Raw genomic sequence first — 14566 nt, forward strand, 5'->3', positions numbered from 1 at the left:
TGATGGAACATTTAACCGCCCACCCTCGTGCCAATAGGCGGGGTATTTGGTGTTCATTTGGAATATACAATAAAGAAAACTACCTGGCGAATGATTTTGACGCCTCATAAGGTCTAGTACTGTCCAGAGCGCAACATGACCAGGGTACACCCTATCTCTACTTCAATCCCCTGCTTCCTGGCCATATCCATAAGTTCACGGTTTTCTGTTCCAGGATTGAATATGATCCTTTTGGGTTTTAAGGACAGAATATATGGATACCATTCAGGCTGATTTTGTGGACCTAAATATAAAGTAATGGTATCTATATCATCAATTTCTGGTTTTTCCTTAAGGTTCAATATCGCTTGACCTGCTATTTCACCTTTTTTGATGCCTACCGGCACTACTTCGTGATGATAATCCTTTAGCATGTTAGCGGCTATAAAAGCATATCTGGTGGGATTAGTTGATGCCCCGAGTACTACTGTTTTTTTACTTTCCATTTTGGCTTTATTTAAGTTCGGATCGTGCAGGAAGATATTTGGCGATCAACATTTCCGCGCACCTTTCTCCATCCATAGCAGCAGAAACTATGCCGCCTGCATATCCGGCACCTTCCCCACAGGGATAAAGCCTTTTGAGTTCCGGGTGCTCAAAAGTTTCCCTATCCCTGGGCACCCTTACCGGTGAGGAAGTCCGACTTTCTACCCCTATGATCTGGGCATCATTAGTCAGATAGCCATTCATTTTTTTTCCAAAAGACCTGAAGGCTTCCTTTAATCGACTGGAGATAAATTCAGGTAATACCGAATGCATATCCACAGACTTTAATCCTGGTTGGTAGGAGGTTTCCAAGAGATTTTCGCTTACTTTATGGTTTACAAAATCCAGCATCCTTTGAGCTGGGGCTACCTGGCTTTTCCCTCCAGCTTCCCAAGCTTTATGTTCTATATCTGACTGAAACATCATAGCTGCCAGGGGGCCGTATGACTGATAGCCTGGAAGATCCTCTAACTCTACCGCTACTACCATTCCCGAATTTGCAAACCTACTATCTCTCCTGCTAGGACTCATGCCGTTCACCACCACCTCTTCCTGTGAAGTAGCCGCAGGAACTATAAACCCTCCAGGACACATACAAAATGAAAATACTCCCCTCTGAATCCCTTTATAAATTGTCTGCTGGACCAGGGAATAGGACGATGCCGGAAGGAAAGGGCCCCTATCGGACTGGCAGTGATACTGGATCTTATCTATTAAATGCTGAGCATGCTCTATCCTAACCCCCAGTGCAAATGGTTTGGCTTCTATTAAAATTTCTTTTTGGTGGAGCAGGTGAAAAATATCCCTAGCCGAATGTCCCGTAGCCAAAATGACACCATGTCCTTTGATTTTTTCTCCTGATTGGGTCACTACTCCTACCAGGTGATCATGTTCTATTATAAAATCAACCACCTTGGTGTTAAAAAGTACCTCACCTCCTGCTTGCAGAATACTTTCTCTTAATTCTGCTACTAGCTTGGGTAGTTTATTTGTCCCTATATGGGGATGCGCATCGACGAGAATATCCTCTGTGGCTCCATGTGCCACGAGATTCTCCATTATCCTCCGGATATCCCCTCTTTTTTTGGATCGGGTATAAAGTTTTCCATCCGAATAGGTACCTGCTCCACCTTCACCAAAACAATAATTGGATTCAGGATTCACTATATGGTCTTTGTTGATCGCTGCCAAATCCCTCCGCCGGGCCCTTACATCTTGCCCCCGCTCTATCAAAATGGGCTTCACTCCCAGCTCTATAGCTCTTAGGGCAGCAAATAGCCCTGCAGGCCCTGCCCCCACTATGACAATCTGCTCTGCAGCACTTACATCCGGATAAGGAAATTTGTGGATACCAGTTCCTGTAGGGCTTTCATCAAAACATATTTCAGCTGTTATATTTACCTTTACCTGCCTGCCACGGGCATCAATAGACCTCTTCAGTGGCCTCACACTTACATGTGAAGCACCTAGTGGGACATTGGCCCTACGTAAGACTAAGGATTCAAAAACCTCGGGCTGAAAAGCTTCTTCAGGGCGCAGGGTCAAATTAATTTCTTTTCTCATTTTCTGTAAGGTATTTATCCTTAAATTCTCTCTTATTATTTAAACCAGAATGGCAGAAATATTTTAACTGAATACTTTATAAAATCCATAAGATGATGATTTATAAGTCATCATCCTTTATTCCATAAACTTCTTTTATCACCCAAGGTTTACCCCATTCTTCTTGCTCAGCTGATGTCCAGATATCGGGAAAGAAAATCACTTTCTGAAACCGGGGAGGGAGATATTTTTGCCAGTTGGTACCTCCTGTGGCGGAGATATCCATAGGGTCTTTTTGTAGGTACCTAACAGCTGATTTGTAATGGGCCAGGGGCCAGTGTACGTTAGCTTTAAGATCAAAGGCCCTCATCATCTCCTCCAGTTCGTCGTCTTTATCTTTGCAGCTTTGGTATTTCTTCCAGATATTGATCAGTTCATAATTGGCTATTAGATCTTTAAGTTCCTTCCCATACTTATTTTCAAATGAACGAAGAGTTAAAGTCTTTTCGCCGGTAGCAAGTTCTGTAGCTCCGGATTGCCAGTAAAGCGCATCAAACAGCTCCTCCACAGTAGCGTTTAACGGCAGATTGTCCCTGAGAAGCATGGCTGTCAAATATTTTGCATCAGTGGACATGATCTCTATTTTCCTATACTGGGCACTCTGAAAACCGCTGGAAGGCAATAAAGACATTCTGAACTTTAAAAACTGCTGTTTCTCCATTCCTTTCCACATAACCGCAAATGAACTGATCAAATGATCGAAGTACATGTTCACCCTGCCGAGCCTCTCTTTTAAAAACGTGGCAGAGATGTTTTGCTGCTCCGCTATCTGCTCCAACTCCCAAATAATCAATTTGAAATATAACTCAGTGATTTGATGATAGATTATAAATATCTTTTCATCTTTAAATGAAGTCTTAGGCTGCTGTAATGACAAAAGGGTCTCCAGGTTGATATAATCCCAGTATGTCAAATAATCCGCGTAAAGCAACCCTTCCAGATACGATGAAAGATCCTGGCCTGAAGATTTAAATTTATTTTCAAGCAATGCTATTTTGGAATAAATGTCACTTTGGGGCTGATCCTTATCCATATCGGCTAATTAATATCTATCTATTATAGTTTTTCCCCGAACTTCTTACGTAATTGAGGGTTTTAAAGGTTGGTTTGCTATCCATAGCGAAATGTAAAATTCTATTTAAAAACCCAATAAACCAAAATTATTATGCAGTCAGTTGAGTCTCAGAGAAATTCCCGGCGACATGACCTTTATGAGGGTGTGGATTTTTATAATATAGACGCGCTATTATCAGAAGAGCATAAGCTGGTGAGAAGTTCCATAAGGGACTTTGTAAAAAAAGAAATTTCTCCAAACATAGAAAAGTGGAGCCAAGATGCTTATTTTCCTTATGAAATAGTAAAAAAATTTGGTGATGTGGGAGCTTTTGGCCCACAGATACCCACGGATTATGGCGGAGGAGGGTTGGATTATATAGCCTATGGGCTGATCATGCAGGAGATAGAGCGGGGGGATTCGGGAATGAGATCCACTGCATCGGTACAGGGATCACTGGTCATGTATCCTATCTATAAGTTCGGATCTGATGAGCAAAGGAATAAATACCTTCCAAAACTGGCTTCTGGAGAAATGTTGGGATGTTTTGGCCTTACAGAACCTGACCATGGGTCCAATCCCAGCGGAATGACCACCCATTTTAAGGATATGGGAGACCACTATCTTTTAAATGGTGCTAAAATGTGGATCTCCAATTCACCCAAAGCCGATATAGCGGTAGTATGGGCTAAAGACGAAAACGGAAGAATCCATGGACTAATAGTAGAACGGGGCATGGAAGGTTTTACTACCCCTGAAACGCATAATAAATGGTCACTGCGGGCATCTTGTACAGGTGAGCTTGTTTTTAATGAAGTAAAGGTTCCTAAAGAAAACTTACTTCCCAATAAATCTGGGCTGGGCGCACCACTGATGTGTTTGGATTCTGCCAGATATGGTATATCATGGGGAGCCCTGGGTGCAGCTATGGATTGCTATGACTCAGCCAAAAGATATGCACTCGAGAGAATTCAATTTGACAAACCGATAGCCTCTTTTCAATTGATCCAAAGAAAATTGGCGGAGATGCTAACCGAAATCACCAAAGCCCAGCTATTGGTCTGGAGACTCGGGAAAATGATGGATGAAGGAAAGGCCAGTACTGCCCAGATTTCATTGGCTAAAAGAAATAATGTGGCTATGGCGCTGGACATAGCACGGGAAGCCAGGCAGATACATGGTGGCATGGGTATCACAGGAGATTACCCGATCATGCGGCATATGATGAATCTAGAATCTGTAGTGACTTATGAAGGTACACATGATATCCATCTATTGATCTTAGGCAATGAAATAACCGGCATACCGGCTTTCAAATAAAAAGGTGGTGCTACCGCATCATTAATCTGCGGTAACGCCTTCCTGGGACAATGAAAGTACTGATATCTTTATCCTGTTTTGGAGAATTGTTACATTGACTTCACGGACATCTTCTTCTACATCTCCATCTATTTGAAATTGTGCTCCTTCAAGGTTTTTTATTTTAACTTTATCTACCTTCCAAGTCCTAACCTGAGGATCTTCATCTATCGCACCTTTAAAAAGATTGAGGGAAAGGTTTAGTAATTCGTTAATCCCTGTAGGATTAAAAGCTATTATTTCAAACTTCCCGTCATCAAGTTTTCCGGTAGGATTGATAATGGCCCCTGTTCCGTACATTTTTCCATTAGCAATCAAAAGCATTCGGGCTTCTATTTCTATATCTTTCCCATCGATGGTCATCATGAATTTAGAAGCTTTATTATCAAAAAACTCTGATAAAGATCCCTTGAAATAAGACATCATTCCCCGGGTATCGGATTCGTCAAATTTTTTGACCAATCCTGCATTGAATCCAAAATCACTGAGGTGAAGGGATATATGATCATTAATATTAAGCACATCCATATCTATATAACTTGGCCTCTTCAACACTTCTATAGCAACATCCAGGTCACCTACTCCAAGGCATGTTGCCAATCCATTGGCAGATCCCAAAGGAAGCACAGCCAATGGGAAGTAGAAGTCATATTTTACCATTAATGCTACCAACCTTCTTATGGTACCGTCCCCCCCTCCTACTATCACTAGATCCCAGTTCTCTTTATTCAATATTATTTGCAGCTCCTCATTCCCTTCTTTCTTCTTTTCGAGCTTATGAACAGTAAGCCTCTGTCCGGGTTGGAGGCTATCATTTATTTTTTGGAGAATGTCGTTTTCCTGATAATTATGATTCCCCGATCGGGTATTGTATATAAATAATATAGTATTGCTCATGTTCTGATTTTAATTTAAAAATTTATGGTATTCAGCATGTTCGATCGCTTCTTCAGTATTCTTTACATAGGCTATCGCTATACGATCAGTATGCGCATCAAGTAGTTTCTTCCTTTCTTCATCCATTTCTCTTATGAGCCTGATGTAAACCGCTTTTACCCTTCCGGGATGTTTCTTTATAGCTTCGGCATATAGTTCAGGGTCATGCTGACCACTGTCCCCTATAAGGATAAATTGCATGTTCGGATACAGGTCAAATAAAAAATCAATTTTTTCTCCTTTATGGGCATGACTTCCTCCGCCAGATTTCCAAATATTCTTCAGATTGACATGCAAGTCCTGGAGCAATAATGGTCCTTTGGGAATGTCTCTATAATTTAAAAAATCTTTTATCATTTCGTTTAGATTCCAGTCACTGCTGGATACATAGAAGATAGGGTTCTCACCGTTATTGCTTAATTTTTTATAAAATTTACTGATGCCCGGAAATGGCCTGCGCGTATATGCATTCTTAGATACAGATAACCACAGCTTTTCTCCCACCTGTGTGGCTTTAGAAATTAGGATGGTATCATCTATATCAGAAATCACCCCGAAAGGATGTTCTGTTTTATAGCGCGTTACAGAAAATCTGACCTCTTCACTCTGAAACTTAACATCCTCCTCTTGTACGAAATTAAAACTCATTTTTTCTTCCACTTCTCCCGTGGAAGGGCAGTTGAAATAGCCCTCTACTATTCCTTCTCCATCACTTACCACTAGCACTTCCTGTCCTCCCAGTTTTACCCTTACTTTAATATCCGGCACACTGCTTCCAGAATACCTTCTTATGGCAGCCAGCATGTTTCTGGAAGCTGATTTTTTTTCTGAAGGTATACTTTGTTTATATCCTTCCACCACTCTAGCCTTAAAGTACACTTCTGAAGAATTACCAAAAGCGAATAAAGGCTCCAGCTGTATTGTGTCCAGTTTTCCTACCGCCCTTTTTACTTTAGAAAAAGTATATCTAATCGGAAAAGTCAATATTCTAAAAATCATATGTTGTTTTTTAACTGATTCTATATTCAAAAATCAAGCTAAAAAATATGAATTTTAATTAATAGATTAGATAGGTGGCTATTTAACAGAACTCTTTATTAAAATGGTCCGCGTGGGATTCAAGGGATCGTTGCTGAATATAGTTAGTGTTTTATGATCTATCCCTTGGCGTCCTTTTGGATCCAATGTCAACCTTAAAGTTTCTTTCTGCCCTGGCAACAGATCAAATCTAGGCAGATCATATTGTAAGCAATCACAATTTGATACTACTTTTCTAATATTAATGGGTTCAGAACCTGAATTGGTAAGGGTTACTGATTTAGTCACCTTTTGGTTGGCACTTACACTTCCCATATTTACATTTACTTCAGAGATAGCCAGTTTTGGCTGATTGTTTAATTCTGAGATGGGCAATGGGTCGAAGTATTCGTGGACCGTAGTCAGCAACCTTAAGTGCGTAGGTTCAGTATCTTTGGCGATATAAAAAGAAATATTTTCATCAAAGAAACCTAGGTCATCTTTAATAGCGGCATCGTAAGTGATTTCTAATATCCCCCTTGATTTGGCCGGTACTATGGATGGATTCATTTTCACCTCTATATGTTCTGGTAACTTTGTCCGTAAACTGATAGTGACAGGAATATCTTTAAAATTGTAAAAATCAACATATTTGGTTCTAGGCTCGTTATTAAAAACATTACCCATATTGATGGAATTAAATTTAAAACCCAGATCATTGACTAGGTTTGTGTAATGGCTTTCGACATTTTCTGGGTATGGGATATTATAACCTTCAAGAAACAAGGTATCTCCAGCGTAGTCAATATTAGTCTTTACTATAATCATTTTACTGAAGGCCCCTCCCCTATTGGTGGGGTCATAATCTATTACTACAGAACCGATTTTATCCTGGAAAAGAGTATCAGTAGTATAGGATGCTGTCGTACAGCCACAGTCAGTAGATATTTTATCAATAAAAACCGGAAAATTAGCCTTATTTACAAAATAGTACTCTGTACTGACCTTCCCATTCTCTTCCATCACGGTGCCTATATCAATTTTCTTCTTTTCCCAAATCAGGGGTTGCTCCATAATATCTTGAGCATAAACCAGATAAGGCATCAATGAAAGGGAAAAGATAAAGAAAGTATAAAGTATGTTTGTTTTCATATATGCAAATAACGTCAAAATTGCACCGTAATATGTTTACATTTCCTTAATTTGCGATAAAAAAATTTATCAATGGCACGAGTACTTACGGGAATCCAAAGTTCAGGTAGACCTCATTTGGGTAATTTATTGGGCGCTATAATTCCAGCTGTAACCCTTACCCACGAGCAAAATAACGAATCTTTTATATTTATAGCAGATTATCACTCTCTTACTACGATTAAAGATGCTGCTGTAAGAAAAGAAAATGTAAATGCAGTGGCAGCAGCTTGGCTTGCATTTGGCCTGGACATAACAAAAACGGTGTTTTATAGACAATCCAAAATAAAAGAAGTCACAGAACTCACCTGGTACCTCAGCTGTTACACCCCATTTCCTATGCTGGCCAATGCTCATAGTTTTAAAGATAAAGCAGATAGGTTGGCAGATGTCAATGCAGGGCTTTTCACCTATCCTGTACTTATGGCTGCAGATATATTATTATATCATGCTAATATAGTCCCTGTAGGAAAAGACCAGCTCCAACATTTGGAAATGACCAGGGACATTGCTACTTCTTTTAATCATAAAATAGGAGAAGATATCTTCACCATACCAGAAGCTAGGGTCAATGAAGAAGTAATGATCATACCTGGAACCGACGGACAAAAAATGAGCAAATCCTATAATAATTATATTGACATATTTCTACCGGAGAAACAACTTAAAAGGAACATAAACAGTATCATAACCGACAGCACTCCACTAGAAGAGCCCAAAGATCCAGAAACATGCAACCTGTTTAAAATTTACAGTCTAGTAGCAGAAAAAGAGCAGACTGAGGTATTAAGAGAAAAATATAGAGGGGGAAACTATGGTTATGGCCACGCCAAAAAAGAATTTCTTGAGCTCATTTTGGACAAGTATGCTGACCAAAGAAAAACCTTTGATTATCTGATGGCTCATCAGGATGAACTAGAGGCAAAACTGGCTGCAGGAGAAGATAAAGCTAAAGCTATAGCGGCTGCACTCATGGAGAAGGTAAGATTAAAATTAGGTTTTTAAACTAAAAAGGCTGCTTATAAAGCAGCCTTTTTGGTAACTTATAATCAGCGGGATCTCCATAGATCCTTTAAAGATACCCCATTTATCTGCATCACAAATCTTGCGGGATTAGGTATCAGCACTATCCTGACATCCTGTCTATCAAACTGTTCAGACTCCACAGGGACTCCTTCCGGACCTTTTACTTCATAGCTCACTATGCCGCGTGCATCTGCCAGCATAGGGGTATATTTATTGGCCAGATAGGCTGATGCCAATAAAACATCGTTATCAGGACAAAGCTTATCATATATTTTTTCCAGCTCTGCTTCCAAATGCTGGCTATAAGCCTCATTAAAATCATCCTCCAGATCATGAAGCTCCTCTTCTATATCATCATAATCGGGATCGGCATAAGACTTTTTACTAAGTATGATTCTTTTCTCTACAATAGTGGTCAGGTCCTTATCCAGTTTATCAAAATCCATATTGATCGTTTTAGTTTTTTGTTCTATATATGAAGGTAGATAAATAGAAAAAGGTTTCCAAAATCATTCCGCTAAAACTCCCCTTTTTACTGAAAAACCTTATAGAGGATTGGTTCAATAGAATTATTATTATTATCTAGAAAATTTTATCTTTGTATATGATAGAAAGTAATATAAACCCAAAAACTGACCGCATGCAACAAGATTTTCTTCCTATAAACGGTACTGACCATATAGAAATGTACGTAGGCAATGCAAAGCAATCGGCCTTGTATTACCAATATGCCTTTGGATTTGAACTTATAGCCTATGCGGGACCTGAAACAGGTATAAAAGACAGGGCTAGCTATGTATTGAAACAGGATAAGATACGACTGGTATTGACCACCCCCTTAATGCAGGATCACCCCATAGCAGATCATATCAAAAAGCATGGTGATGGTGTAAAAGTACTGGCCCTCTGGGTGGATGATGCGGCTAAGTCCTATCAGGAAACCACGTCAAGGGGAGCTGAACCTTATGAAGCCCCTAAAGTCCATTCAGATGAACATGGAGAAGTCCAGGTAGCGTCCATTCGTACCTATGGCGAAACCATCCATACCTTTGTGGAGCGAAAAAATTACAACGGCCCCTTTTTACCAGGATATATAGCTAAAAAAAGCTTGTACAATTCTGTGCCTATTGGGTTAAAATACGTAGACCACTGCGTAGGAAATGTAGGATGGGGAGAAATGAACAAATGGGTAGAGTTTTATGAGAAAGTGATGGGATTCAATCTACTGGTTACTTTTGATGATAAAGATATCTCCACAGATTATACTGCACTCATGTCCAAAGTCGTCTCAAATGGCAATGGCTATATCAAATTCCCAATAAATGAACCTGCAGAGGGCAAGAAAAAATCACAGATAGAAGAATATCTCGACTTCTATAACGGAGCAGGTGTACAGCATATGGCCATAGCCACGGATGACATTATCCATACAGTCACTGAACTCAGAGAAAGAGGCGTAGAATTCCTGGAGGTCCCAAGCACCTATTATGATGATCTATTGGACAGGGTGGGAACCATTGAAGAGGATATTGAGCCGCTAAAAAAACTCAACATATTGGTAGACCGAGATGAAGAGGGCTATCTCCTCCAGATTTTTACCAAACCAGTACAGGATAGGCCCACTCTTTTCTTTGAAATCATCCAAAGAAAAGGAGCTAAATCTTTTGGCAAAGGTAATTTCAAAGCCCTATTTGAAGCTATAGAAAGAGAACAGGAACTAAGAGGTAATCTGTAAAAAACTGAATGGTCAGGGTGCTGCATGCTCTCAGGCTTTAATGGTAAAGTAAAGGATTATACAAAAACATATCCAGTACATTAAATTTGCCTAAATCACTTCCTTCATTGGTAGGTCATAAACTATTATAAATTCCATATCTTTTTCTAGACAAGATTATGGATATTCAGGGCTAAATATATAAATTAGAAGATTCATTTAAACTTTTTATTAAAAAAATGGCAGACATAGCAATCATTCAAAAAGCCGAACATTGGCTCAATAGTGACATTGACGAACAGAGTAAAATTGAAATCCAACAGCTTTTGGCATCAGAAGACAAAACCGAATTGACGGATTCTTTCTATAAAGACCTTGAGTTTGGCACAGGAGGTTTAAGGGGACTGATGGGTGTAGGTTCAAACAGGATGAACGTCTATACGGTGGCCATGGCGACTCAAGGCCTGGCCAATTACTTACTTTCCTCTTTTCCTAACCAAGAAATAAAAGTAGCCATTACACATGACAGCAGGATAAACAATACACTTTTTGCGGATACCACTGCCAATGTTTTCACTGCCAATGGTATCAAGGTTTTGTATTTCAGAGACCAGCGCCCTACTCCTATGCTTTCCTTTGCCATTAGACATTTTGGCTGTAAAAGTGGCGTGATGGTAACAGCATCCCATAATCCTAAAGAATATAATGGTTATAAAGCCTACTGGGACGATGGCGCTCAAATAGTCGCTCCCCATGATACAAATATCATTCTAGAAGTTCAGAAAATCGATTCATTCGATAAAGTACGTTGGGATAAAAATGACAGTTTGATAGAGTACATTGAGGAAGATTTTGATCTGGTCTATCTTAACGAAGTTAAAAAACTAAGTATCTCTCCTGAGGCACTTATTACGCAACGAGATATGCCAATCGTTTTTTCACCGATCCATGGATCAAGTGGAAAAATGGTACCGGCTGCCCTTAAGGTTTTTGGTTTTGAAAACATTCATGTGGTAAAAGAACAGGCCGAGCCGGACGGAAATTTTCCTACCGTCATCTATCCTAATCCGGAAGAAGCCGAAGCGCTTTCATTGTCCCTGAAACTGGGTAAAGAAGTAAATGCTGAACTGGTGCTGGCCTGTGATCCTGATGGAGACAGATATGCTGCTGCCATTCCAAATGAATACGGTGAATTTGAACTACTCAATGGAAACCAAACCGGTGCTATACTCATTCACTACCTTCTCTCAAATATGAGAGAACATGGACGCCTTACTGGAGAACAGTTTGTGGTAAGCACCATAGTTACCACGGACCTGATAGGAGAGATCGCCAGAGAATTTGGGGTGAAATATTACAGCACCCTCACCGGATTTAAAAATATCGCCATGGTGATCAGAGAGAAAGAAGGAAGCGAAGTCTATGTAGGTGGCGGTGAAGAAAGTTATGGCTTCCTCATAGGAGACTTTGTACGGGATAAAGATGGTGTTTCAGCTTGTGCAATGCTGGCTGAAGCTGTGGCTCATTATAAATCCAAAGGCATGAATCTTTTTGATGTCCTATCAGAGATTTATTACAAGCATAATTTTTACAAAGAAGCCCTTATTTCTGTCACTAAAAAAGGAAAAGACGGAGCCGAACAGATTCAGCAACTTATGCAGGGATTCAGAAGTTCCAAACCTACCCACATCAACGGAATTAAAGTAAATAGAATTGTAGATGTGGACAGAGGTAGAATTTATGACCTGGAAAACGATACTGAACAGGAACTAATACTGGACAGATCAAATGTTCTACAATTCTATCTGGAAGATGGCAGCAAAATTTCTGCTAGACCTTCTGGTACCGAACCAAAAATCAAATATTATATCTCTGTCAATGAACCGCTTCCAAACAGAGGAGCTTACAGAAAAGTGGAGGAAATATTGGACAATAAAATTGCCGATCTGAAAAAATTCTTTGAATAATTCATCAAAAAAGGGGGGGGGGAATCTCCCCCTTTTTTAGTTTTTTATAAGCATACTATCTGAAAAAAAACCTTCATCATCCATAAAATCTTCCAATATCTTAAACCCTTTCTCTATTCCAAGCTGTTGAATATCCTGTAAACTGAATTTTCTGGATACTTCGGTAAATATGGGTTCAGCACGCACTATCTGAAACTTTTTATTAAGCGCTCCGATATTGACTGTCTGATCTTTTAGACTTACCAGATAACTTTTGCATTCTCCACTATCTGGGTTATAAACAGGCCAATGTTTAAATTGTGCCACATCAAAATCCGCATCTAACTCCTTGTTTATCCTATGAAGTAAATTAAGATTAAAATCCCTGGTGACACCTTTACTGTCATTATATGCATCCAATATGAGCTGAGGGTCTTTTTTGAGGTCAAAGCCTATTAATATGCCATCCTGGGGGTTAAGGGCATGGGTTATGTAATCCATTAAGTCTAAGGCATCCGATTCTACAAAATTTCCGAAGTTGGAACCCAAAAAAAGCATGAGATTAGGGAGGTTTTTTTCCCAGTTGCAGTCTGTGAGTGTAGCTCGGTAAGTTCCTTTGATCGGATATATGGTCAGGTTTGGAAATTCCAGGAGAAACGCTTCTTTTAATTCATCCAATACATTTCCTGAAATATCGATCGGATAATAATTAAATGGCACCTGCCTATCATAAAGGTATTTTATGAGGATTCGGGTCTTATACCCATTCCCGGCTCCAAGTTCTATCAGATTGAATTTCTCCCCTTTATTTATAAACGGCTGGAGAATCTGTCCTGCATATTTTTCTAATATCAAAAACTCTGTTCTCGTAAGATAATACTCCGGCAGGGCCATAATTTGTTGGAAAAGCTTATCGCCTTTTTCATCATAAAAGTATTTCGAAGGAAGGTATTTTACAGGAGAGGTCAACCCATTTAAAATATCTTGAGCAAAAACCTTATCAAATGCTGTAGTGGTGTTACTTTGGTTCATATATATTATTTAGCTAATCTAATACCTGAAAACTGCCATCTAGCGTAAGTATCGAAAAAATTACGATAGGTATTTCTTGAATGCCCAGGAGAAGTGGCGACAGAGGCACCCCTTAGTACCATCTGGTTGATCATGAATTTTCCATTATACTCTCCGATAGCTCCGGGGGCTTTGGTAAAATTAGGATATGGCAGGTAGGATGAATTGGTCCATTCCCACCGGCTGCCCCAATTGAATCTATTAGAAGCAGCTTCCCATTCAAATTCAGTAGGAAGTCTGCACCCTTTCCATGCTGCATAGGCTGCTGCTTCGAAGTAAGAAATGTGTGCGACAGGCGCTTCTTTATCCAATGGCTTAATTCCATTTAATGTATAATACATATACTCTCCATCTATTTCTTCCCAGTACAGAGGCTTGGCAATCTTCTCATTATTGATCCATGCCCAAGCCTCCGAGTGCCAGAGATTATGATCCTGATAGCCGCCATCTACTATAAATGAAAGATAATCTGCATTTGTGACCAATGTGCTGGATATACTAAAAGCATGCAAATAAACCTGATGTCTTCCCATTTCATTGTCATATGAAAATCCTCCACCCTGAAATCCTATGCGATATATCCCTTCCTCTGAGGTAATCCAATCATGAGTTTCCGCTTTGGGATATTCTTCCCTATCTGATACAGATGGGTAAAGCGGATTTAGTGATAGGTTATATTTTAAATCAGTAAGCAGCAGTTCCTGATGCTGCTGTTCATGATTAAACCCCAATTCGATAAGATCCGAAATCTGTGAATTTATAGCCGAGGAGTCAAAAAACAGTTGCATGGCCTCATCCACATATTGTCGGTATTGCATCACCTCACTGACAGTTGGACGGGTCATCAGGCCTCTGATATTCCTTGCGGTCCTATCGCCTTTACCATTATAATAACTGTTGAAAAAAAAATTAAAATGGGGGTTAAATTCTTTATAACCCGCCAATAGCTCTTTCAGTAAAAACGCTTCAAAAAACCAGGTGGTATGCGCCAGATGCCATTTTGCCGGACTTACAAATTCTTCTGCCTGTATTACAAAATCTTCATTTTCAAGATGTTTACACAAATTAACTGTATACGCTCTGATTTCGAGGTATTGTTCATAATTTACCATACTTCAGCATTTT

The 14566-nt window shown here is 39.6% G+C and carries 13 protein-coding genes; 4 read left to right on the forward strand and 9 right to left on the reverse strand.

Going from position 1 to position 14566, the window contains the following annotated elements; translation table 11 throughout:
* Positions 1-113 precede the first annotated feature (113 nt).
* From EL17_RS10940 to EL17_RS10950, 3 genes are all read right to left on the reverse strand, one after another.
* Positions 114-485, reverse strand: a complete 372-nt coding sequence (locus EL17_RS10940; protein ID WP_035073827.1) for a CoA-binding protein — start codon at positions 483-485, stop codon at positions 114-116.
* 7 nt (positions 486-492) lie between these two features.
* The gene (locus EL17_RS10945) at positions 493-2088 is read right to left on the reverse strand and encodes an NAD(P)/FAD-dependent oxidoreductase (RefSeq protein ID WP_035073828.1); all 1596 of its coding nucleotides are present in this window, start codon (positions 2086-2088) and stop codon (positions 493-495) included.
* Between the two features lie 100 nt (positions 2089-2188).
* Positions 2189-3160, reverse strand: a complete 972-nt coding sequence (locus EL17_RS10950; RefSeq protein WP_035073830.1) for a tryptophan 2,3-dioxygenase family protein — start codon at positions 3158-3160, stop codon at positions 2189-2191.
* 132 nt (positions 3161-3292) lie between these two features.
* Here EL17_RS10950 and EL17_RS10955 point away from each other — a divergent pair, with 132 nt between their 5' ends.
* Entirely contained in the window at positions 3293-4501 is a 1209-nt protein-coding gene (locus tag EL17_RS10955) for an acyl-CoA dehydrogenase family protein (RefSeq protein ID WP_035073832.1), read from the forward strand.
* 21 nt (positions 4502-4522) lie between these two features.
* On the opposite strand, the gene EL17_RS10960 is transcribed toward EL17_RS10955, so the two are convergent.
* The 3 genes from EL17_RS10960 to EL17_RS10970 form a co-directional block, all read right to left on the reverse strand.
* Positions 4523-5437: a diacylglycerol/lipid kinase family protein gene (locus tag EL17_RS10960; protein WP_035073837.1), complete on the reverse strand. Its 915-nt coding sequence runs from the start codon at positions 5435-5437 to the stop codon at positions 4523-4525.
* Positions 5438-5446: 9 nt separating this feature from the next.
* The gene (locus EL17_RS10965) at positions 5447-6475 is read right to left on the reverse strand and encodes an App1 family protein (protein ID WP_035073839.1); all 1029 of its coding nucleotides are present in this window, start codon (positions 6473-6475) and stop codon (positions 5447-5449) included.
* Between the two features lie 78 nt (positions 6476-6553).
* Entirely contained in the window at positions 6554-7645 is a 1092-nt protein-coding gene (locus tag EL17_RS10970) for a DUF1573 domain-containing protein (RefSeq protein WP_035073841.1), read from the reverse strand.
* A gap of 72 nt (positions 7646-7717) precedes the next feature.
* Between EL17_RS10970 and trpS the strand changes: the two genes are divergently transcribed.
* Positions 7718-8689 carry a tryptophan--tRNA ligase gene (gene trpS / locus EL17_RS10975; RefSeq protein WP_035073843.1) on the forward strand — a complete coding sequence of 324 codons (972 nt, stop codon included), beginning with the start codon at positions 7718-7720 and terminating at the stop codon, positions 8687-8689.
* 44 nt (positions 8690-8733) lie between these two features.
* Here trpS and EL17_RS10980 read toward each other — a convergent pair whose 3' ends face one another.
* Positions 8734-9156 carry a hypothetical protein gene (locus tag EL17_RS10980; RefSeq protein WP_035073845.1) on the reverse strand — a complete coding sequence of 141 codons (423 nt, stop codon included), beginning with the start codon at positions 9154-9156 and terminating at the stop codon, positions 8734-8736.
* Positions 9157-9350: 194 nt separating this feature from the next.
* Here EL17_RS10980 and hppD point away from each other — a divergent pair, with 194 nt between their 5' ends.
* Positions 9351-10445, forward strand: a complete 1095-nt coding sequence (gene hppD, locus EL17_RS10985) for a 4-hydroxyphenylpyruvate dioxygenase (protein WP_035074062.1) — start codon at positions 9351-9353, stop codon at positions 10443-10445.
* A gap of 218 nt (positions 10446-10663) precedes the next feature.
* Positions 10664-12391 (forward strand): phospho-sugar mutase, encoded by a 1728-nt coding sequence (locus tag EL17_RS10990; protein ID WP_035073847.1) that lies wholly within the window; start codon positions 10664-10666, stop codon positions 12389-12391.
* Between the two features lie 36 nt (positions 12392-12427).
* Here the strand turns inward: EL17_RS10990 and egtD are convergent, their stop codons facing one another.
* Together egtD and egtB are read right to left on the reverse strand one after the other, a co-directional pair.
* On the reverse strand, positions 12428-13402 hold the full coding sequence (egtD, locus tag EL17_RS10995; RefSeq protein ID WP_035073850.1) for an L-histidine N(alpha)-methyltransferase: 975 nt from the start codon (positions 13400-13402) through the stop codon (positions 12428-12430).
* 5 nt (positions 13403-13407) lie between these two features.
* Positions 13408-14553 (reverse strand): ergothioneine biosynthesis protein EgtB, encoded by a 1146-nt coding sequence (egtB, locus tag EL17_RS11000; protein ID WP_035073852.1) that lies wholly within the window; start codon positions 14551-14553, stop codon positions 13408-13410.
* Positions 14554-14566 lie beyond the last annotated feature (13 nt).

Origin of the sequence: Anditalea andensis (assembly GCF_000714815.1) — a bacterium.
Lineage (GTDB): Bacteria > Bacteroidota > Bacteroidia > Cytophagales > Cyclobacteriaceae > Anditalea > Anditalea andensis.